Genomic DNA, 22,823 nt, shown 5'->3' with positions numbered 1-22,823 from the left:
TAACGGCTTGCCATCTTGACAGAAATAAATTGAGCCGATAAATTGATTTACATACCCGGGTAATTATTAAATTTAGTGGTATGCAAAATAAGCAGAAAGTAACCTTATATATACCTCCAGAACTGCATAGAAAGCTTAAAATCAAAGCTGCTATAGATATAGAATCTATGTCGGCTTTAGTTGAAAAAGCAATCGCCTTTTATCTGCATCATCCAGAAAAGGTAGAGGAGATAGAATCAAGTTACGGTAAAACTCATCAAATACATTTCTGTCCCGAATGCGATAGTGCCTTGGTGATGCGCGATGGAGAAATTGCCTCCGTTAGCGACCGTAAAGGAGTAATTTCCGAAGAAATTTCCTTAGAGGTAAGAAGTGAAGTAAATACTTCTAGTGAAAGTGAGTCTAGATCGGATCGCTCCGATCGCTCCCATGGGGAAACATTAGTATCCTGTATTTAAGGAGCTAACCTCCCTCAGCAAAACAAGGGTCAACTGCAAAGTAACAAAGTAACGATCGAGGTCGGTATGTTATGAAAGAAGAGCTTAATATTTTAGTACAGGCTCAATACCCTTTAATTTATCTCGTCACACCAGAGGAAGAGAGGGCAGAGCAAGCAATATCCAAAATAGCCAAAAATAATACCGAACATCGGCGAGTCTTTGTCTGGACAGTAACCCACGGCATTGTTGAGTACGGGCAATCCCGTCAAATGACCCAACACAACACGGTTTCACCGGAGGCAGCGATAGAATGGGTTATTCGCCAAAAAGAACCTGCTATCTATATATTTAAAGATTTACATCCGTTTATAGATGGACCGGTAATTACCAGATGGTTGCGAGATGCGATTTCGAGTTTTAAGGGAACCGAAAAAGTAATTATTCTCATGTCTCCCTTACAACAGATACCAATCGAGCTAGAAAAAGAAGCAGTAGTTCTAGATTATCCCCTACCAAATTTATCAGAACTCGACCGAGTTCTTTCTGAAAGGTTGCAGAAAGGAAAAAATAGCCGATTGAATACGGAAACCAGAGAAAAGTTGCTTAAGGCAGCTTTGGGTTTGACTAAAGATGAAGCGGAAAAAGTATATCGTAAGGCTCAGGTTAAAGCAGGTCGCCTGACAGAAAATGAAGTAGAAATAGTTCTTTCTGAAAAGAAGCAATTAATTCGTCGCAACGGTATATTAGAATACATTGAAGAAGATGAAACTCTCAATTCCGTGGGTGGGTTAGAAGAATTAAAACGTTGGCTGAGGCAAAGGTCTAACGCCTTTACAGAAAGAGCGAGAGAATACGGACTGCCTCAACCCAAAGGAATGTTAATTTTGGGTGTACCGGGATGCGGCAAGTCCCTAATTGCTAAGACCACTTCTCGTCTTTGGGGGTTACCACTACTCCGCCTCGATATGGGTAGAGTCTATGACGGTTCTACTGTCGGTCGTTCAGAAGCTAATCTCCGCAATGCTCTCAAAACAGCCGAATCTATATCTCCAGCAATTTTGTTTATCGACGAGTTGGATAAAGCTTTCGCCGGTGGTAGTGGTTCTGGAGACTCTGACGGCGGTACCTCCAGTCGAATTTTTGGTTCGTTTCTTACCTGGATGCAGGAAAAAAAATCACCCGTATTTGTAATGGCTACGGCTAACCGCATTGAGAGATTGCCTGGAGAATTTCTCAGAAAAGGTAGGTTTGATGAAATTTTCTTTGTTGATTTGCCCAACACCGAAGAAAGACAGGATATTTATCGAATTCACCTTAGTAAAAGACGTTCTGATATTAGCCGCTTCGATTTAGAACAGCTAACCAAAATTTCAGAAGGTTATTCTGGCGCAGAGATCGAGCAAGCAATTATCGCTGCAATGTATGATGCTTTCGCTCAAGACAGGGAGTTTACCCAGCTAGATATAATAGCTGCGATCAAAGCAACCCTACCTCTGTCGCGTACGATGACCGAGCAGGTAGCTGCCCTCAGAGATTGGGCGAGGCAAAGAGCCAGACCTGCATCAGCCTCAGTTGCTGAATATCAGCGACTGGAGTTTTAACAGGCTTTCTTCTGTAACTTGTTTGCAGGAGCAAAGGCTAGCAAACGCTAGCAGTTAAATAAAATCCGTCCTTAAAGACGGTAATCGAGTTAAATGTTGTTGTTTACTTCTCTTTTCTACCGGAGGAAATCTTATGTCTCATTTTAGCACTCTACGCACCAAAATCAGCGACGCCGAAATCTTAACCAACTCTCTTAAAGATCTAGGTATTAACGTAAAAACCAATGCCGATGTTCGCGGCTACAACGGTCAAAGACTACGTGCTGATATCGTTGCAGTTCTCGATGGCGAATACGATCTTGGCTGGTCTGAAAATAGCGATGGTACTTTCGACCTAATCGCTGACCTTTGGGGTGTAGCTAAAAAGCATAACCAAACTGAATTGATCAATTCTATCAACCAAAAATATGCCGTTAATAAGACTTTATCCGAAGTCAAGCAACGCGGTTTACAAAACGCCAACGTCAAATTAGTTCTTCAGTAAGAGAATTTGATTTAAAACGCGTTCCCAAACAAAAGGGTTGACTTTCAGATAGTCAACCCTTTTTTACTTTTTTGGCTGCGAGAGCAACTATTTCGCTTTAGTAGTGATTGCCGACTTTACGATGATGGACTGCAGTTAAACCATCGAGGTCAGCAACTCGACCAGTGGTTACTTTGCTGTAGACGATCCAGTGATCGCTACATTCCATGCGGCTAACTACTTCGCATTCTAAATAAGCCAAAGCTTCGGTGATAATCGGCGAACCATTGCTAGCGGTTTGAGTTTTAACTCCGGCAAAACGATCTGCGCCTGGTTTGAAACGTCTGAGGAACTGTTTCATCAAACCTTGATACTTCCCCTCTTGAAGGACATTTAAAACGAAGCGATCGCCTACCTGCATTAAAGATTCGATCGCCCGATCTTTTGCCACTGCGATCGTCAAACCAGGAGGATTAAAGCTAGCTTGAGATACCCAAGATGCCAGCATCGCACTGCTAATATCACCTTTAGTAGCAGTAATAATATACAGTCCACCACTCAAACGTCCCATTGCCTTATCGAGGTCGCTATCGAGAGACTTCATCTGCTTGACTAGTTTATCCCGGGTTAATAGCTGTCCTAGATCGGTTCCCGACTCTTCACATAGCTGATATATGGCTTCATTGGGAGTATCTTTGACGCGAATTGAAGGAAAGGCTTGTTTTAAGCCAACATCGCGAAACTTAGTCAGCAAGGGATCGATCGGTTCGTCATCATCTCCATAGGATTCAAACATACCAATTGCCTGCTTTTCTTTGGCAGCCGCTAAAACCGTTCCTAAATTAGCAGTAATTTCTCGTTGGCTGTTGCTAGCCAGAGGAGGCATACCCAAAACTAGACCGGTGGCACGGGATACTAATTCGTGAACTTCATTGTTCTCTGCCGAGCGTAAATCGACCATTTCCACTGCCACGCCAGTTTTAGTGATTCCTCTAGCTATAGCTTGAGACAGGCGATCGCTATAACCATAATCGGAGACATAGAATACTGCCACCATTTTTTCAGCTTTGGTTTGAGCTTTACTCCAATTGCGATAGCGGTCTAATAGTTCTTGAAGATGATAAGAGAGCAGGGGACCGTGACCGTTAGCAACCAGCTCGATTGTTCCCAGTTTATCCATACGCTTCATCGCCGAGAGCACCGAACGAGCATTAGGAGCCATCAAACAGTCATAATAGAAGCGATAATCTGCTTCAATTGCCTCTAAATCTTCATCGAATACCGCATCGGAACAGTAGTGCATCCCAAAAGCATCGCAGGTAAACAAAATATTAGTAGCGCGATCGTAACTAAAAATCGTATCGGGCCAGTGTAAATTGGGTGCATTGACAAATTCAATAACGTGACCGCGACCCAAGTCGATCGTATCGCCGTTTTTAACTATTTGTTTGGTAAAAGGTCGATGGACTAAATCTTCTAAAAATTTAATCGCTACTTTAGCACCTACTACTGTCGCTTGGGGTGCTAACTCCAACAAGTCTTTGACCAAACCACTATGATCGGGTTCGGTATGACTGATAATTAGATAGTCAATTTGTTGGGGATCGATGAGACCTCTGAGAGTATCAAAATATAGCTGGCGAAACTTGGCGTGAGAAGTATCGACTAAAGCAATTTTATCGGCTCTAATTAAATAAGAATTGTAGGTCGTACCGTTTTGTAAACCAAATTCAATATCAAAGCGATCGCGATCCCAATCGAGCGAACGGATAGCTGTGGTATCTGGAGTTATCTCTGCGGTTTGCATAGTCAACCGCTTCTGGGTTTTTGTTGGTGTTGCTACCATCTCCCCTCTCCTATAATTTTATTAAAATTTCTTCATTCTTCATTCATTGTGACATGCCTCGTACGAGAGGACGTTAGCAATTACTGATGCCAGGTAGAAAGAAAATAAATTATTAAAAGTAGCAAACAGTGGCAGAGAAAGCTAACTTTTTAGCATCAACGGTTATTTGTCCCCTAGAAATTAATAGAAAATTACGGGTCAATAATCAAGCTGATGCAAAAAGCACAGCTATCACTCGGAAATCGCTAATTTAGGAAAAATGGTAGCAGAAGTAGCTTTAGAGGTAAAAATACTTGCGTTCATATGATTTTGTTGTTCCTGGCGAGCAATTACAGGTAACGCTCCCCGTACTTTAGTAGCAACTTCTACTGTTTTTAAATCGTAAGTGTTGGTTGCTAATTTGGGATACAAACCAATACCGATTATTGGAATTAACAGACAAACGGTAATAAATATTTCGCGAGGTTGCGCGTCTGCTTGCCAATCAAGCTGGAAACTGGGATTGGTTTCTCCGTAAAAGACTTGACGCAGCATTGATAGGAGATAAATTGGAGTCAAGATTAATCCAACGGCAGTTAGGAAAGTTACGACAACTTTAAAAGTCATACTATAGACATCACTGGTAGCAATCCCTAAGAAGACGGTTAGTTCACCTACAAACCCACTCATTCCAGGTAAAGCAAGGGAAGCCATCGCACCTGAAGTAAACAAGGCGAAAGTTTTAGGCATTGCTTTTGCCATACCGCCCATTTCGTCCATCATTAAAGTATGGGTGCGGTCGTAGGTAGCACCAGAGAGGAAAAACAAAGCGGCTGCAATTAAACCATGAGAAATCATTTGAAGAACTGCGCCATTTAAACCCAAGCTGGTAAAGGAACCAATACCAATTAAGACAAAACCCATATGGGAAATAGAAGAAGCTGCCAGACGGCGTTTGAGGTTGGTTTGTCCGAAAGCGACAAATGCACCGTAGACTATGTTGACTACGCCTAGAATGACTAACAAAGGAGCAAATTTGATATGAGCGTGAGGTAAAACCTCTACATTTAGGCGAATTAGCCCGTAGCCGCCCATTTTCAGCAGTACGCCTGCTAAAATCATCGAAATTGGCGCTGAAGCTTGGCTGTGAGCATCGGGAAGCCAGGTATGTAAAGGAAAAATTGGTAGTTTAACGCCAAAAGCAATCAGAAAACCAGCATAAGCGAGTAATTCTAGGGTTAGGGGATAGTTTTTTAATCCCAATTCGGCAATATCGAAGGTGACGCGATCGCCATATAAAGCTAATGCTAAACCAGCAACTAAAATAAATATTGAGGCTAGTGCCGTGTAGAGAATAAATTTAGTTGCGGCATATAGACGTTTCTTACCGCCCCAAATTGAAATGAGCAGGTACACCGGCACGAGCTCGATTTCCCACATAATAAAAAATAACAATAAGTCTTTGGCGACAAATACGCCAATTTGTGCGCTGTAGAGAATTAAAACGAGAGAATAATATAATTTGGCTTTATGCTCGACTTTCCAAGAAGCCAAAATTGCTAGGGTAGTTACCAAACCCGATAAGACTACTAGGGGCATTGATAGTCCATCAACTGCCACCGACCAGTTCAAACCTAACAAAGGAATCCAAGAATAAGTTTCAGTTAATTGGAACTCTGTAATTTGAAAGCTGTAACCGTGCCACAAGGCACTTACTATTAAAGTCAGATTAGCTAAACCTACGCCAAGAGCGTACCATCTTACAGTTTTACCATCTTTGTCAGGAATTAAAGGAATCGCAAAAGCAGCAATTAAAGGAAATAAAATTGCTGTTGTTAACCAAGGAAGTTGAATGCTATCCATTTCACTAAGCATATATACTCAAAATATTTCGTCTTCAATTGTATTAAGTTTTGTAAAAAAAAGCTACATTTGCGGTCGATTTTTTTTTGGCGATCGCCGCAACTAAAATAGCCGAAGCTCGTCAGCAATAGTGATTAGTTGCCATTAATAAAATTTCAACCAGGGTAGATCGAGGCGTTATACTACGGAACGGAGTTGTTGATGGCTAACATCTATCTTTATTCAAATTATCGTGGTGTTTTTCGGGCATGATGGCATTATTTTATCCAGTCGAACTTCCTCCTATAGTTGCGCGATCGCAAAGGAAAGCCTCACTGGAGATGTTTGCTTTCAAGCAAGCACCAAAATTCGAGCCTAAAGTAGCAAGAAAGAATAAAGAAGAGATAAGAGGAGAGAGAGCGAGAAATAGTGAACGCGCCACCTTATTGTTTAAAAAACCTACTTATCTAGTCACCCAAGAACGTCAGGGGCAAACAAGAGAATTTGAGCTTCCCACATCCAAACCGTCAACCACAGAGGTTCCTATCGGTGAGATCGAGGTGGTTGAAGTTATTGCCGATCGCCAAGAATACGATACTCAGCAGCAAGTAATTATCGCCGAAGGTAACGTGGTGATGCGTTTTGCCGATTCAGTCATGACAGGCGATCGCCTCCAGATTAATCTAGCCGATCGCATTGCCGTTGCCCAAGGCAATGTAATTCTGACTAGAGGGGAACAAACCCTACGAGGCGAAAAATTTGAATACTATTTAGTTCAAGATCGGGGTGTAATTATCGACGGAGGAGGAGAAATCGATCGCGCTCGCTTGAACCGAGATCTTCAAGCAGAACTACCTCCAAATCCTATTATTCCCGATAACAGTTTGAGCGATCGCCTTTATAATAACCAACCGCTCAGTCAAGTAACTTCTACAGAAGGAGTGGGGTTGACGATTGGTAGCTCCAGAAATTCCAATGTTTTTGGTGAAGACACTACCAGCCCAGGAACTATCAATCGTCTGAGATTTGAAGCCGAACGGATTGAATTTGAACCCAACAGCTGGCAAGCTAGTAATTTTCGCTTGACCAACGATCCCTTTTCACCTCCTGAATTAGAGTTAAGAGCCGATACTGCTACCTACGAGCAAATAGATCCTTTAGTTGGCGAACTGACTACTACTAGGTCTAGAGTCGTTATTGATGACAGTTTTACCCTACCTCTTTTAGCCAATCGCTTTACCTTCGATAATCGTCCTCGCCGACCTGGACTATTTAGCCTGGGTTTTGACGGTGACGATCGCGGTGGGTTGTATGTCGAAAAAGATTTCGGCATTATTACCACCGAGAAGATCGACTGGACGATTACCCCTCAGTATTTTGTACAACGTGCTTTATTTCCCGATGCTTTTGAGTTTAATGACGAAGAAGATGGAGGCGTATTTAATTCTTCTTCTTTTGGAGTGGAAAGTGAATTTAATACGCTACTGAGTGCGAGAACTAGTTTAGCTGCCGAGGGTTCGTTAACTAGTCTCGATCTCTCCGATTTAGAAGACGATTTACGAGCCAGATTAGCTGCCAGACAGTTAGTTGGCAATTTGAATAACCCCTATATTTTCGGTCTAGAATACAATTTTCGCGAACGTTTATTTAATGGTTCTCTGGGTTTTCAAACCGTTTATAGTAGTTTCGGTGGTGTAGTTACTTCGCCCGATCTTGCTGTAGGTCAAACTGGGATTAATATACGCTATCAAGGCTCGATTCAAAATATTACTGCCAACACCGATCGCCAAGATTTATTATCAGCAGACCGCGATAACGATCGCATCAATCTCACTCGCTATCAAGCAGCGGTTTTTCTCAACAAAGGTTTTTCTCTCTGGCAAGGTGAACCCCTTCCTGCCACTCCCCGAGCAGGACTGCGCTATACTCCCGTTCCAGTGGTTCCCTATTTACAGCTAATTACTGGGGTTACGGGGGTGAGTAGTTTCTATAGCAACGACGATACCCAACTATCTTTACGAGGTGAAATTGGGATTCAAGGACAATTAGGACACTTTTCTCGCTCTTGGTTCGACTACACGGGATTTAGATTGGTCTATTCTCAAAGTATTCGCGGTGATGAATCTCCTTTTTTATTCGATCGCGATGTAGATCGACAGGTTCTTTCTTTGGGAATTAGCCAGCAAATTTACGGTCCGATTAGATTTGGCGTTCAAACTGCGATCGAACTCGAAGATAGCGATGAAATTAGTACCGACTACACTTTAGAATACAGTCGCCGCACTCATAATATCGTTCTGCGCTACAATCCCGTACTGGAAATTGGCTCTCTTAGTTTGCAAATTAATGATTTTAACTGGCGCGGTAACCCTCAACCTTTCGAGCAAAATAATATTTCGCCAGTAATTCAAGGAGTAGAACGATAGTCGAGCGAGTAAACCTCAAGGCAGCGATCGTATCTAACTTGAATACCGATCAGACTCTCATTACCTTTCGTGCTAGAGACAATGCTATTTTTGTCCGAATCGATATTTTCTTTTCTGCGTGAATACCAACATTTTTAACCTCAGCAATATTTTCTGACTGCCGCTTGAATTTGGGAAATAAGCTTAAGGCGTTATCTCGGGCGATCGCTTGAAGACTTGGAGCTTGGAAAAAACCCAGGGTTTGCAAATCGTCAATTTCTTTAGCTACTAGAGGCTTTGGCGCAAAAGGAAAATCACTACCAAAGAGAATTTGCGATGGTTCGACGAGTTCTAGCAAAGACTTCATGGCGTGAGGAGAAGTAGAAAGAGCTGTATCGTAATAGAAAGACTTTAAATAGGCGAGCATGCCTCGAGGGGCTTTTTCCAGAAATTTCGGCTCGAAGTTCGCCAGGGAAAGTCGCCAAGCAATATAGGGAACTGTACCACCAGCATGTGACAAAATCCATCGCAGATTGGGATAACGCTCCAAAGTTCCTGTATAAATTAAATTAATAACGGCACGAGTAGTGTCAAATAAAAATTCAATCAGAAACCCCGGCATATCCAAATTTAATGTTTCACTAGATGGATGCATATTGGGATGTAAAAAGATAATCGTCTGGCGACGATTGAGTTCATCCATTAGTTCTTCAAAATCGGGATCGCCGAGAAATTTTCCGCCAGTGCTTGCTAACAGAATGACTCCATCAGCATTTAATGTGTCTAGCGCATATTGGGCTTCTTTAATAGCAGCTTCAGTATCGGGCAGGGGTAAAATCGCGAAAAAGCCAAATCTGTCGGGATGGTCACTAACCAATCGAGCGGACAATTCATTGCACCGCCGTGCCAAATCCTTAGCGAAATTGGCATCTCCAAAGTATACCCCTGGTGAAGAAATCGAGGTAATAGCTGCAGCAATACCGTTGCGAGCCATCATCTCGAGTGTCATGTCTGGCGACCACTTAGGAAAACCAGCTCCATGAGCGGCTTCGATACCTATGCCTTTTAATGCCGCAACATATTGAGTCGGAACGATATGATGGTGTACGTCAATACGATGGGGGGTTATGAGATCTCGCTCGGTTGTTTTCATCTTTTTTTAACGGTGGAAATTTTAGTTTCGTTTTATAGGTTAATTATTGGACTCAGGTCTTGAGAGATAACGGTTAACAGCGCATCACGATATTGTTTCAGAAAAAAGTGATCGCCCGGAAACATGAATAAAGTAAATTTTTTGGTAGTCTGTTCGCGCCATGCCTCAAGTTCCTCCATGTTGACTTCTGGATCGCATAAGCCTCCAAGAGCCGAAATCGAACAATCTAGAGGTGCTTGGGGTAAATAAACATAAGTTTCGTCAACAGCTAAGTCGGCGCGCAAAATAGGTAGAAACAAAGATCTTAGTTCGGGATCTTGCAGTACTTGCTGGGGTGTACCACTGTAACGACGCACACTTTCGACAAAAGCTGGATCGGGTAATTGGTGAACTGGAGACTTTGGCTTAGGGATTTGAGGAGCGCGGCGAGCCGAGACAAATAGGTGCAGGGGTGTAGGAAGTTGTCGCTCGCGGAGTTTACGAGCCAACTCAAAACTAATTAAAGCTCCTACGCTGTGACCGAAAAAGGCGAAAGGTAGCTCTAGATGGTCCAGAAAAATCTCTGCTAGAGCTTCACTCAGAGGCTCGACTCTACTAAAAGGAGATTCTCTCATCCTAGTTTCTCGTCCGGGAAGTTGTACGGCGCAAACGTCGATATTGGGTGATAATTTATTCGACCACGAGCGAAATACAGAAGCACCAGCACCAGCGTAGGGAAAACAGAACAAGCGCAGTCGAGCTTGGGGATTAGATCTGGGACAGAGAAGCCAAGAATTGCTAGTAGCCATTTCAATCTAAGAAAGCTGTTGCTAAGTTAATCGAGCACTTGGAATTAAAATTTGGTTCTAATTTGCTTCGCGCTTATCGATCTACATGGGAATAAATGAGAATAAACAAATTGACGAGATTTCTGCTTGAGGGTTATCGTCACCTGTGGCGATCGCGCCGAGCTTGCCAATATGACTAGGTTATAGCCGATACTGAGATTGGATTACCTTGTTCTTCTTCGGTTTGTGACCCTACTCGAGAATCTAAATCCAGTAATTCTAGGAGGGAAGCTGCTAATCCGGCGATGCTATTGGTCTCGAAAAATTTTGTGGTTGGCAGGTCAACTTGTAAATCGACCTCGATTTGTTGTTTCAGCTCGAGGATAATTAAGGAGTCTACCAATGATGTTAGGGATTGCTGGGGTTTCAGCTTGGACTTGGAAAGCTGTAGTATTTTTGCCAGTTCTTCGATCAAATATACTTCTAGCATCGCTTGATGCTTTTCTGAGGCAGCAGCTATAAGTTGTTCTCGCGACAAACTACCTTTGGCTCTCGAGCGAGCCTGAGTTGATTTGCCTTGACGAGAATTTAATAACGCCTCTCGCTCTATATGTCTTAACTGGGCATTGTTAAACTCTGCTACTAGTTTTCCTGCTGCGTCAAAGATACGGATGTCGGCAGTATAGGTCTGGTTGTGGCGATCTATCCGTAGGCAGGCATCGCTCCACAGTTGCTTGGAAGAAGAGCCATAAAATCTGAAGCTTTCGATCCCTACCATAACGATAGGCTCGTCAATTAAGTCGAACAAGATAGCAATTAATAACTGAGTTCCAGCGTCAACAGCACCCAGGGGCAGATGCTCGCCACGATCGCTTGCTCTGACTGTTTGAGGAGCGCAAATTTTACCGAATGCTTTTTGTTCTGGTTCGTCCAGCCAAATATGTTCTAGCCACTGGCAGTTAGGTCCTAAGTAACCTCCTTTTTCTTGAATGCGTTGGTAAAACTCAGAATTGGTAATTTCTTGCTGATAGTTTGCTTTGACGGTTTCTAAAGCAACTGATTCTTCAATCTTAGGCTGGCTCTCTAGGTCTTGCAAATCAATTTTTCCCGAGGCATGACGTGTCCAAACCGGTCCCTCCGTTTCCTTCTCGCTCAGACTGAAGATTTGGAAAGAAACTTTGTTGGAGTCTAAAGGCTCTAGAACTAACTGAACCGGTCGCTGTTCTGCCTCGGATAGAGTGAGTGGGTGAGAAATGAAGACATTTTCGATACGATGAACTGCTTTGCCGAATTCTTCCCTAGCAGCAGCTAATACCATTTCTAAGTAAATTACAGCATTCAAAAATGAGATGCCGCCGAGACGATGATCTTGAACCAGTGGGAGTAAGTCCAAACTCAACTGAGTTTCAAACTGAATTTGCCGCAACGGCGAAGGCAAACGTTGACCCAGAAAAGGATGGGTTTTCGCTCGAGGGGCAAAAGTTCTGAGAGGCTGACGCTCGAGCGCCTCTATCCAATATCTTTGACGTTGGAAAGGATAAGTGGGCAGACAAACTCGCTGTCGCCGATAGTCTCGGTCGAATCCACTCCAGTCTATTTCTAGCCCCCGCTCGTAGCAAGTTTTCAGACTTGGAAGCAGTTGCTGCCAATCGGACTGTCCCCTTCTCAAAGAAGGTAGCCAAACTATCGATTCTTCTGGCAAACACTGTCTTCCCATGCCCAGGGAGACTGGATGGGGTCCAATTTCGATAAAGATTTCATAGCCGCGATCACGTAGTGTTTCGATGCCACTAGCAAATCTGACTGGTGCTTGAATGTGGCGACACCAATAGGCAGCAGTAATTTCTGGTTCGGCTAAGGAACCCGTCACGTTAGCAATCAGTTCTAGTTGAGGCGTGCAATATTTAACTTCGGAGGCTACAGTCTCGAATTCGGTCAAGATTGGCTCCATCAAAGGAGAATGAAAGGGATGAGAGACATTCAAACGACGGAAATCGAGTCCTCGCTTTTCTAGTTGCTGGAGTAGGACTTCGACAGCATCGTACTCTCCTGAAATTACGGTATTCTGAGGACTGTTGATTGCTGCGATCGCGACTTTATCTCGATAGGGTTCGATTGCCGCCGCGATCGTGGCTTCATCGGTAAATACGGCCGCCATTTGTCCGTTGGGCGGTAATTCCTGCATCAGTCTTCCTCGGTGGGCGATCAGCTTTAGTCCCTCTTCTAGAGTGAATACTCCGGCGATACAAGCTGCTACATATTCTCCCACACTGTGACCCATGACGGCATCTGGTTCTATACCCCACGATTGCCATAACTTAGCCAGGGCATATTCGAGGGCGAATAAAGCCGGCTGAGTATAGGAGGTCTGGTTTAATAATTCACCATCAGATGAGTCGGTATCGGAATATAAAATTTCTAGTAAAGGTTTATCTAAATAAGAACCCAAAATGGCATCGCAATCTTCTAAGGCTTGGCGGAAAGTGGGTTGAGTTTCGTAAAGCTGCCGTCCCATTCCCAGGTACTGAGAACCTTGACCGGTAAATAAAAACGCTACTTTGGGCTGGCTCGATGCTGACTGGTCTGGTTCTGCTGGAATTGTAACTGCAGCTAACTGTTGGCGTAACTCGGCTACGGAATCGGCGATCGCTGCTAGTCTGTAGTTAAAATGCGATCGTCCGGTATTGGCTGTAAAGCAAAGGTCTGCTAGAGATATTTCTGGATGACGTTCTAGATAATTCCTCATGCTAGCTGCCATGGTTTGGAGCGCGGTTTCGCTCTTAGCCGATAGAGCCAGGAGGTGGAGCGGACGTTCGAGTTTAGTGGGTGCTGACTCGGTGACTGGAGCTTCTTCGAGCACCAGATGGGCATTAGTGCCAGTAAAAGCAAAAGAACTGATGCTAGCCAGACGCTGACGGTCTGAGTTTTTCTGCCAGGGAACTGGCTCGGTAGGAATTACTACGGAATTTTGTTGAGCGACGATATGGGGATTTAGTTCTTTTAAATGTAAATGAGGCGGAATTTCTTCGTGCTGCAACGCTAATACGACTTTAATCAAGCCAGCAATTCCCGCTCCTGCTTCTAAGTGACCGATGTTGGTCTTAACCGAACCGACCATCAGAGATTGCTCTGGCGAACGACCTTTACCCAAGACAGCATTTAAAGTTTTTAGCTCCACGGGGTCTCCCAAAGGAGTTCCCGTACCGTGAGCTTCGACGTAGTTAATTTGAGCTGGCTCTACTCTACCATTAGCCAGGGCAGCGCGAATTACTTGCTGTTGGGCCAATCCATTGGGAACAGTCAGTCCACTGCTGCGACCATCTTGATTGACAGCGGAGCCGCGAATTACGGCTAAAATGCGATCGCCATCGGCGAGTGCCTGACTCAGACCCTTGAGAACCACCATACCGCAGCCTTCTCCTCGCCCATAGCCATCGGCAGTAGCATCAAAAGTTTTGCAGCGACCGTCGGGTGCTAGGGCGCGTAACTTGGACATGGCGATAGTAACTTGAGGAGAGAGAATGAGATTTACCCCTCCGGCGATCGCCAGTTGACACTCTCGAGCTCGAAGACTCTGACAGGCTAGATGAACTGCAACTAAAGAAGACGAGCAGGCGGTATCGATCGCCATACTCGGACCTTGCAAACCCAAAATATAGGATAGACGACCGGCAGCAGCATTTAAAGCATTGCCGGTAGCTGTATAGACATCAATAGCATTGGGAGCCTCAAACATAGTCCGTTGGGCATAGTCGTTAGCCGACATGCCGACAAATACTCCCGTCGGGCTGCCCGCTAGTTTGTGGGGTGCGATTGCTGCCCGTTCCAAGGCTTCCCAGCTAACTTCTAGTAACAATCTCTGCTGGGGATCCATACTCACCGCTTCACGGGGAGTCAGACCGAAAAATTCCGCATCAAACTCTTCGATCGCAGCTTCTAAAAAACCCCCCTGGCGAGCGTACATTTTTCCAGGAGTATCGGGATTGGAGTCGTAGTAAGCGGCAGCATCCCAGCGAGATGCCGGCACTTCGGTAATGGTATCGATGCCCTGGTGAAGTATCTGCCAAAACGACTCTGGGTCATGAGCTCCTCCAGGAAAGCGGCAACCCATACCGATAATGGCAATTGGTTCTGTTTGCGCTCGCTCGAGTCGTTCGAGTTTGCCGCGCGTTTCTTTCAAGGCATAGACGGCACGCTGTAAGGGGGAAAGTCGGTCTAGTTTTTCAGAAATGCTGCTCATCTTAATTTCCGTTGGCTAATGCGGTCAATTCTTCATCTAGCAGAGCTTCTAACTCGTCATTAGAAAGCTGTTCTATTTGGCTGAGAACCTCAACACTTTCGTCACCATCGCTTTCAGACTCGTCTACGGAGACCGAATCTAAGGAAAGTACTTCGTCGATTAGATATCCAACTAAGGCTGCGATTGTAGGATATTCAAAAAGTAAGGTCGAGGGTAGGGTATGCCCCAAACTACCCTGAAGCCGGTTTTTCAGCTCTAGGGTCATCAAAGAGTCCATACCCATGTCAAAAAAGCCTAACTGTGGGTCTGGCAACTGGGAGCGCTCGCGACCCAAAACAGTTGCTACATCCTGTTGAATGCGAGTAGTAAGAATTACTCGACGGCGTTTTACAGGTGCTGCGATTAACTCCTCTAACAGTTGGGATTGTTGAGATTTCCACTCAGGCTCGATGTCTATTTCGCTGGCGATTTGAGACAAAAAGGTTGGTTCTACTTCACTAGCAAAGTGCTGAAAAAACTTAGGCCAATTAACTGGTAGTACTCCAGTCTGTGCTGCCGAACCTTGGAGCAATCGTCCGAATACTTCCATTCCCTGCTGTGGGGCGATCGCGCTTACTCCTGCTGCTGCCCAGCGCTGCTCCCCAAGGCTGCCTAAATCTGCCGCCATACCAGTCTCGCCCCAAGGACTCCAGTTGATACTCGAACCAGAAAGCCCTTGCCAGCGTCGATAGTAAGCTAGAGAATCTAAAAAAGCATTGGCAGCTGAGTAGTTGCCCTGACCGGGAGATCCTAGTAGAGAGGCAATTGAAGAAAAAGAAACCAAAAAGTCTAATGATAAGTTTTGAGTGAGCAGATGAAGATTCCACGCCCCGATCATCTTCGGGGCCATAACTTTGACAAAGCGTTGCCAATTTTGTCTGAGCAATACGCCATCATCTAGAACGCCAGCCAAGTGAACGATTCCTCGCAGCGGTGGCAAAGATTCGGCAATTTCAGCCAGAACATTTTCTACCTCAGTCTGCTGGGTAATGTCTGCCTTAGCCACGACGATTTGGGCTCCCGCTTCTTGCAGTAGAGCAATCTGCTCGCAGGCAGCTTCAGAAGCCCCCCTACGCCCGACTAGCACCAAATGTCGGGCTCCTGCCTCGACCATCCAGCGAGCTAGTTTCAAACCCAAACCACCAAGACCACCGGTAATTAAGTAAGCACCATCAGCTTGTAACTCGATATTTTCAGTCGCTGCTCGCTCAGCTTGTTGGCGTACCAAGCGAGGCACGTATCGCTGTCCTTGGCGAAAGGCAACTTCCGATTCTGTATCTGGTTGCCAAATTTCCTCCAAACAGAAGGCCCCTGTCTCAGCAACATTGCCAGAAATCAGATCGATTTGTCCTCCCCAAAGTTCGGGATGTTCGATCGCTACTACTCGGCTTAAACCTAACAGAGGGGACTGAGTGACCGACAGAGGAGTAGCTTGAGATACCGGTTGGGCATTTTGGGTAACTAACCAGAGGCGAGGTTGAGTAGCTAGTTGAGCCGCGCTGAGTGCTTGGACTAAATGTAGTACGCTTCCACAACTGAGAAGTTGGTCCTGTGTCCAAGAATCGACAAAATTTTCTGTAGAAGTCAGATCGATACTCCAAAGATGAACTATTCCTCGCAAAGGACGTTCGTCAATGGCAGCAATTTCTGTTAACAATCTTTGAAAATCTTCTGGCTGGGCTGGATCGATCTGCCAGCGTAGGTTGTCATCAGTTTGATAAACTTCACCAGGAAAAACCAGAGCGTAGCTCTCACCACGAGCTACTAACAGTTCCGCTAGAGTATTGCCAAGCTCTTGATGTCGGTCGGCAAAAATCAACCAGCGACCAGGTGTAGTACTGGGCACTGCTGCCGCGAGCGTTGCAGTACTCTCGCGAGTTTGGGGCTGCCATTCAACTTGATAAAACCAGTCATCAAACTCTCCCTCAGGCTGAGCTGAAGATGGCGATCTAGTAGATTCGAGCCAATATCGTTGGCGTTGAAAAGGGTAAGTTGGCAACGGTAGACGACGGCGCGTATAGTCGCGGTCAAATCCGCACCAATCTACGTTAACCCCGCGAACGTAAAGTTCTGCTAAGCTGTGGAGCATTTGCTGCCAGTCGCTCTGACCTCGGCGTAGTGAAGGTAACCAAGCTCCAAAGCCTTCTGGCAAACACTGTCGTCCCATTCCAGTCAAAACTGGGTGGGGTCCAATCTCGACAAAGATCTCACAACCGCAGTCGTGGAGTGCTTGCATTCCGTCTGAAAATCTTACTGATTCTCGAATGTGGCGACACCAGTATTCAGCTCGGGCAATCTCTTCGCCCTTGATCGATCTTCCGGTTAAATTAGAGATAATTCTAATCTGGGGCGCAGAGTACTCTACCGATCTGGCTATCTGCTCGAAGGCAGCTAGCATCGGCTCCATTAAAGCAGAGTGAAAAGCATGGGAAACTTTTAGGGGACGAAAATCTATTTTGAGAGCTTCCAGTTTTTCAAGAACTGCTCGAATTGACTGGCGATCGCCAGAAATGACCGTATTCTGAGGACCGTTAACGGCGGCAATGGAAATCTCTCCGGGTGATGAGTCGAGCGACGATTTGACTAGCTCTTCATCGGCAAATACTGCCACCATCTCTCCCTCTAACGGTAGCGCCTGCATCAACTCACCGCGATAAGCAATCAGTCTCAGTGCGTCTTCTAAATTAAATACTCCAGTGACACAAGCGGCAACATATTCTCCGACACTATGACCCATAACTGCACTGGGTTCTATACCCCAAGACCGCCATAACTGGCACAGAGCATACTCGAGGGCGAACAAAGCTGGTTGAGTATAAGCGGTTAAATCTAATTGTGGATTTTGCGCCGCTCGAACTACATCATCGGGGTAGAGCAGTTCTAGTAGGGGAACGTCCAAATAAAGACGTAAAATTTCGTCGCAAAGCTGCAAAGCTTTTTTAAACGTCGGTTGAGTTTCATAAAGCTCACGTCCCATCCCCAAATACTGGGAGCCTTGACCCGTAAATAAAAACGCTACCTTAGGCTTATTCGTCCGAGGCACTATACCTCTAAAACCCCCTGCTACTTCTCGACCTGCTGCCAAAGCAGTTAGTCGTTCGGTAGACTGGGAAAACCGTTGAGTGACGATCGCATGACGATGTTCGAAATGCGATCGCCCGGTATTAGCAGTAAAGCAGATATCGCTCAGAGATTGGGAATCGTTTGTTTTTAAATAGTTGCTAACTCGCTCTGTCAATTCTGTTAATGCTCCTTGATTTTTAGCCGACAGAACGAGCAAATGTAGCGGTCGCTCTACTTTAGAAGGTGCTAGTTTGGCTTTGGGTGCCTCCTCTAATACCAAATGAGCATTGGTGCCACTCATGCCAAAGGAACTGAGCCCAGCCAAGCGTCTTTGCTCTGCTTCGGTTTGCCAGGCAGTTAGTTCGGTGGGAATCGTTACGGGCAGATCTTGCCAGGAAATCGCAGGATTGGGTGTTTTAAGATGTAAATGTGGTGGAATCTGGCGATGCTGCATTGCTAAAACGACTTTGACTAACCCCGCCACTCCCGCTGCTGCTTCTAAATGACCGATATTGGTTTTGACCGAACCGAGCATTAGAGATCTTTCTGGGGACCGTCCTTCCCTCAGGAGATTGGCTAGTGCTTCAACCTCTATGGGGTCTCCTAAAGCCGTTCCGGTGCCGTGGACTTCTACGTAATCTATCTGGTTGGGTTCTACTCCAGCGTTAGCTAGAGCAGCACGAATTACTTTTTGCTGAGCCAACCCATTGGGAACTGTAAGTCCGCTGCTACGACCATCGTGATTGACGGCCGAACCTCGAATCAAACCTAAAATATTGTCATTATCGGCAATGGCATCAGATAATCTTTTGAGTACCACCAAAGCGCATCCTTCTCCTCTTCCGTAGCCGTCTGCTGCCGCATCAAAAGTTTTACAGCGTCCATCGACAGCCAAAGCCCGCATTCTAGAGAGGATAATCGGTCCCTCCTCAGACAGCATGAGGTTAACGCCACCAGCTAAAGCCATGCGGCACTCTCCCGCACGTAGACTTTGGCAAGCAAGATGCACGCCCACCAGTGAAGAGGAACAAGCGGTATCTAGGGCAATACTCGGTCCTTCAAAGCCTAACAGGTAGGATAGGCGACCGGCAGCAACACTAGCAGTGTTGCCGGTAAAGAAATAGGCATTGAGATTATTACTATCTCGCTCCCTCATTTGGAGCTGGGAGTAATCGGCAGTATTAATCCCGACAAACACACCAGTTTGGCTGCCAGCTAGCTTGTCTGATGCTACCCCGGCATTTTCTAACGCTTCCCAGCTAACTTCCAGTAACAATCGCTGCTGGGGATCCATACTCAACACTTCACGGGGGGCAAGACCGAAAAAATCCGCATCGAATTCATCTACGCCAACCTCCAAAAATCCCCCCTGCCGCACGTACATTTTACCCACAGTTTCGGGATTGGGGTCATAGTAAGCATCGATGTCCCACCGCGAAGCAGGAACTTCTGTAATCGTATCGATGCCATTATGAAGTAGCTGCCAGAAAGATTCGGGGTCATTGGCTCCTCCAGGAAAGCGACAACCCATACCGACGATCGCAATTGGCTCTGTTTTCGCTCGCTCTAAACGCTCGAGCTTAGCACTCATTTTCTCTAGTGCTAAAAGTGCTTGTTTTAAAGGCGACATTTGTCCAAAACGTTCCGAAATTCTACTCATCTGCAATTTCCGTTCAAAGATTGGCTAATTTTTGAACCAATAAGGCTTCAACTTCTGCCTCCGATAAATTTTCTACCTGCTCGGCAGTCAAATCCAGCTCGTTGGTGTCGTCCCGAACTAGCTCGCTCTTCTCAGTACCCTCGAAATCGAATACCTCATAGAGTACATACCGAGCTAAACTTTCAATGTTGGGATGATTGAAGGCTACAGTTGAAGAAATACTAGTTCCCAAGCTGTTTTCCAGTCGATTTTTTAACTCGACCGCCAACAGAGAATCCATTCCCATGTCAAAAAATCCCAGAGTGGGATTGGGAAGTTCGGAGGAACTGAAACGCAAGACAGTAGCAACTTCACGCTGAATTTGGGCGATCAAGAAAGCCAAACGTTCATTCTGAGGTGTGGCTTTTAAGCTTTGTAACAGCCAAGGTTCTTGGGGCGGGGACGTTGGCTCGACCTCCAGAGACAAATCCGAGGGCAATTCCTTGCTGGCTTTATAGTGTTGGTGCTGGTGTAATAATTCCAGTAACTGAGGCAGTAATTTGACTGTTTGTTGTAACCAAGCTTCTATTTCTTCTGAATGAACATTTTGATTTTGGATTGAAATATTATCGTCAGACCGGTCTATCCAATAGCGTTGACGCTGGAAAGGATAAGTAGGCAACTGGATTAGACGACGGGAATAGTCTCGGTGAAAGCCAGACCAGTCAATTGATATGCCACCTATGTATAATTCAGCTAAACTTGCTAAAAGTTGTTGCCAATCGTCAGACCTGGGATGCAAACTAGGTAGAAACGCTACCTGCTGCAGTGCTGTATCCGTCAGACAGCGACTACCCATGCCCAAAAGTATTGGCTTGGCTCCTATTTCAATAAATATTTCATAACCTCGGTCGGTGAGACAATCCATACTTCGAGCAAATCTTACTGGCTGTAAAATGTGACGGCACCAGTATTCAGGAGTAGCAATTTCGGATGTAGCTGGTTGTCCCGTGAGATTGGAAATTAAATCTATCTGTGGGCTAGAATAAGCGATCTGTGTAGCAACCCGCTTAAAATCTGCTAGCATCGGCTCCATCAAAGGAGAGTGAAAAGCATGGGAAACTTTCAAGATCCTACTGTCAATCCCTTTAGCTGCTAGAATGGCGACTGCTTTCTCAACACCTTCACGCCGACCAGAAATCACCACATTCTTCGGACCGTTAATAGCGGCAATTGTTACTCCCTCGACATCAGGCTCGAGCGCCGTTTGCACCAGCTTTTCATTGGCTAAAACCGCTACCATATTACCAGTTTGAGGTAGGGTTTGCATCAAACGCCCCCGTTCGGCAACCAGTTTCAGTCCATCTTCAAGGCTAAAAACTCCAGCGATACAAGCTGCGACATATTCGCCAAGACTATGACCCATGACAGCAGTAGGTCGTACCCCCCAAGAGAACCACAGTTGATAGAGAGCATATTCGAGAGCAAATAAGGCGGGTTGAGTGTAGGCGGTTTGGTCTAATCTGGGATTTTCATGTGGCGATTTTTCAGGGGCAGAATCGAGAGCCGGATAGAGAATCTCTAGCAGGGGAACATCTAGATAGGGACGCAAGATTTCATTGCAGCGCTCGAGAGTGGCTCGAAAGGTAGGTTGTGTTTCGTAGAGTTGTCTCCCCATACCTAAGTACTGCGAACCCTGACCCGTAAATAAAAATGCTATTTTAGGGCGCTTAGGGCTAGTTAATTTTCCCCTATGGATTCGGTCTGTCTGGTTGCCGTTATTGAAAGCCTCTAGCTGTTGGCATAGCTGTAAGCTAGTTTCAGCCGCGATCGCCAAACGGCAATCGAACTGTTTTCGCCCAGTGTTGGTGGTAAAGCACAAATTAGCTAGGGGGGTATCGGGATAGGTTTTTAAGAATGTTTCATAACGTTCTGCTAATTGTCGCAAAGCGCCCTCGTTTTTTGCCGAAAGAGTCAGAAGATGGCAAGGAAGATCGCGATCGTTAGCTACTGGTGCCGGTATTGGTGCTTCTTCGAGGATGACATGGCAATTAGTACCACCGAAACCAAATGAGCTAACACCTGCCAAGCGAGTGTCTTGACTCTTCCAAGCTTGGCACTGAGTCGGAATTGAAAAGGGCGTTTTCTGGAAACGAATATAGCGATTGAGCTGTTTCAAATGTAGGTGCGCAACAATCTCTTTGTGTTGCAGCTGTAGGACTGCTTTGATTAAACCCGCTATTCCTGCAGCCGCTTCTAAATGACCGATATTGGTTTTGACCGAGCCAATCCAACAAATCTGGTTGGGATCGCGTCCCTCCTTCAATACGGCTTGGAGAGATTTGACCTCAATCGGATCTCCTAAAGGAGTGCCAGTACCATGAGCTTCTACATAACCGATCTGAGATGGAGCGATGCCAGCATTTTTTAGAGCTTGACGAATGACAGATTGTTGGGAAGGACCGTTAGGAGCAGTCAATCCATTGCTGGTACCATCTTGGTTGATTGCTGAACCTCGAATAATTGCTCGAACATTGTCGCCATCAGCTAAAGCATCGTGCAAACGTTTGAGTATGACTATGCCGCAGCCTTCTCCTCGCACGTATCCGTTGGCAGCAGCATCAAAAGTTTTACAGCGACCGTCAGGCGAGAGCATTTGAGCTTTAGCGAAGGTAATCGAGGGACCAGGCCACAACATTAAGTTTACTCCTCCTACCAAGCACAAGTCAGATTCGTCACTACGCAAACTCTGACAGGCTAAATGGACTGCCACCAAAGACGATGAACAGGCAGTATCGATCCCGATACTAGGTCCTCGCAGATTCAAACAATAAGAAATGCGATTAGCAGTAATACAGGGAGAAGTTCCAGTGCCGCTGTAAGCACACAAGCGCTCGAAATCGCGACACCCTAGGCGATCGTAGTCACTACCGCTAATGCCGACAAATACTCCCGTTTTACTTCCAGCAAGCTGTTGGGGTACTAACCCAGCATTTTCGAGAGCTTCCCAAGAAACTTCTAACATCAATCTTTGTTGGGGGTCGATATATTCGGCTTCGCGGGGTGAAATACCAAAAAACTTGGGGTCGAACCAGTCTACTCGCTCTAAAAAGCCACCCCAGCGACTGTTGATTTTACCTGGTTTAGCTGGCTCTGGATCGTAGAAGCTTTCTATATCCCATCGCTCTGGCGGGACTTCAGTAATTGCATCTACACCTTGACGCAAGAGCCTCCAGAAAGATTCAATATCTTGAGCACCAGGAAAACGACAACCAGTTCCGATAATAGCTATGGGTTCCAATGTTTAAAATCTCTCAATCAAACTGTAAGTATTTGCTTGTGTGCC

11 protein-coding genes are annotated in these 22,823 nt (G+C 45.5%); 4 read left to right on the top strand and 7 right to left on the bottom strand.

Annotated features, from left to right (window positions below; genetic code table 11):
- Positions 1–80: 80 nt before the first annotated feature.
- The 3 genes from ACLFKQ_RS16315 to ACLFKQ_RS16305 all read left to right on the top strand — a co-directional run bounded on the left by ACLFKQ_RS16315 (position 81) and on the right by ACLFKQ_RS16305 (position 2,525).
- Positions 81–458: a hypothetical protein gene (locus ACLFKQ_RS16315; RefSeq protein ID WP_449000830.1), complete on the top strand. Its 378-nt coding sequence runs from the start codon at positions 81–83 to the stop codon at positions 456–458.
- Positions 459–529: 71 nt separating this feature from the next.
- Positions 530–2,041 (top strand): stress-responsive protein Ycf46, encoded by a 1,512-nt coding sequence (ycf46, locus tag ACLFKQ_RS16310; RefSeq protein ID WP_449000829.1) that lies wholly within the window; start codon positions 530–532, stop codon positions 2,039–2,041.
- A 133-nt stretch (positions 2,042–2,174) separates the two neighbouring features.
- The gene (locus ACLFKQ_RS16305; protein ID WP_449000828.1) at positions 2,175–2,525 is read left to right on the top strand and encodes a DUF1257 domain-containing protein; all 351 of its coding nucleotides are present in this window, start codon (positions 2,175–2,177) and stop codon (positions 2,523–2,525) included.
- A gap of 97 nt (positions 2,526–2,622) precedes the next feature.
- On the opposite strand, the gene ACLFKQ_RS16300 is transcribed toward ACLFKQ_RS16305, so the two are convergent.
- Both ACLFKQ_RS16300 and ACLFKQ_RS16295 read right to left on the bottom strand, forming a co-directional pair.
- Positions 2,623–4,350, bottom strand: coding sequence for a diflavin flavoprotein (locus tag ACLFKQ_RS16300; protein ID WP_449000827.1), 1,728 nt, complete (start codon positions 4,348–4,350; stop codon positions 2,623–2,625).
- A gap of 231 nt (positions 4,351–4,581) precedes the next feature.
- Positions 4,582–6,192 carry an NAD(P)H-quinone oxidoreductase subunit 4 gene (locus tag ACLFKQ_RS16295; protein ID WP_449000826.1) on the bottom strand — a complete coding sequence of 537 codons (1,611 nt, stop codon included), beginning with the start codon at positions 6,190–6,192 and terminating at the stop codon, positions 4,582–4,584.
- Between the two features lie 248 nt (positions 6,193–6,440).
- Here ACLFKQ_RS16295 and ACLFKQ_RS16290 point away from each other — a divergent pair, with 248 nt between their 5' ends.
- Positions 6,441–8,597 (top strand): DUF3769 domain-containing protein, encoded by a 2,157-nt coding sequence (locus tag ACLFKQ_RS16290; RefSeq protein WP_449000825.1) that lies wholly within the window; start codon positions 6,441–6,443, stop codon positions 8,595–8,597.
- Positions 8,598–8,646: 49 nt separating this feature from the next.
- Here ACLFKQ_RS16290 and ACLFKQ_RS16285 read toward each other — a convergent pair whose 3' ends face one another.
- The 5 genes from ACLFKQ_RS16285 to ACLFKQ_RS16265 all read right to left on the bottom strand — a co-directional run bounded on the left by ACLFKQ_RS16285 (position 8,647) and on the right by ACLFKQ_RS16265 (position 22,778).
- Entirely contained in the window at positions 8,647–9,729 is a 1,083-nt protein-coding gene (locus ACLFKQ_RS16285) for an amidohydrolase family protein (RefSeq protein WP_449000824.1), read from the bottom strand.
- A 32-nt stretch (positions 9,730–9,761) separates the two neighbouring features.
- Positions 9,762–10,517 (bottom strand): thioesterase II family protein, encoded by a 756-nt coding sequence (locus ACLFKQ_RS16280; protein WP_449000823.1) that lies wholly within the window; start codon positions 10,515–10,517, stop codon positions 9,762–9,764.
- 175 nt (positions 10,518–10,692) lie between these two features.
- Positions 10,693–14,736: a beta-ketoacyl synthase N-terminal-like domain-containing protein gene (locus ACLFKQ_RS16275; protein WP_449000822.1), complete on the bottom strand. Its 4,044-nt coding sequence runs from the start codon at positions 14,734–14,736 to the stop codon at positions 10,693–10,695.
- 1 nt (position 14,737) lies between these two features.
- The gene (locus ACLFKQ_RS16270) at positions 14,738–19,498 is read right to left on the bottom strand and encodes a type I polyketide synthase (protein WP_449000821.1); all 4,761 of its coding nucleotides are present in this window, start codon (positions 19,496–19,498) and stop codon (positions 14,738–14,740) included.
- Positions 19,499–19,511: 13 nt separating this feature from the next.
- A complete protein-coding gene (locus ACLFKQ_RS16265; protein WP_449000820.1) occupies positions 19,512–22,778 on the bottom strand; it encodes a type I polyketide synthase in 3,267 nt (1,088 codons plus the stop codon).
- Positions 22,779–22,823 lie beyond the last annotated feature (45 nt).

This window comes from Myxosarcina sp. GI1(2024) (assembly GCF_053543375.1).
This window is presented reverse-complemented; position numbering and strand designations above follow the sequence as displayed.

Coding starts and splice junctions, on each gene's coding strand:
- ACLFKQ_RS16295 (WP_449000826.1), bottom strand. CDS start 6,192: ATGGATAGCATTCAACTTCCTTGGTTAACAACAGCAATTTTATTTCCT.
- ACLFKQ_RS16305 (WP_449000828.1), top strand. CDS start 2,175: ATGTCTCATTTTAGCACTCTACGCACCAAAATCAGCGACGCCGAAATC.
- ACLFKQ_RS16300 (WP_449000827.1), bottom strand. CDS start 4,350: ATGGTAGCAACACCAACAAAAACCCAGAAGCGGTTGACTATGCAAACC.
- ACLFKQ_RS16275 (WP_449000822.1), bottom strand. CDS start 14,736: ATGAGCAGCATTTCTGAAAAACTAGACCGACTTTCCCCCTTACAGCGT.
- ACLFKQ_RS16270 (WP_449000821.1), bottom strand. CDS start 19,498: ATGAGTAGAATTTCGGAACGTTTTGGACAAATGTCGCCTTTAAAACAA.
- ACLFKQ_RS16290 (WP_449000825.1), top strand. CDS start 6,441: ATGATGGCATTATTTTATCCAGTCGAACTTCCTCCTATAGTTGCGCGA.
- ACLFKQ_RS16285 (WP_449000824.1), bottom strand. CDS start 9,729: ATGAAAACAACCGAGCGAGATCTCATAACCCCCCATCGTATTGACGTA.
- ACLFKQ_RS16315 (WP_449000830.1), top strand. CDS start 81: ATGCAAAATAAGCAGAAAGTAACCTTATATATACCTCCAGAACTGCAT.
- ycf46 (WP_449000829.1), top strand. CDS start 530: ATGAAAGAAGAGCTTAATATTTTAGTACAGGCTCAATACCCTTTAATT.
- ACLFKQ_RS16280 (WP_449000823.1), bottom strand. CDS start 10,517: ATGGCTACTAGCAATTCTTGGCTTCTCTGTCCCAGATCTAATCCCCAA.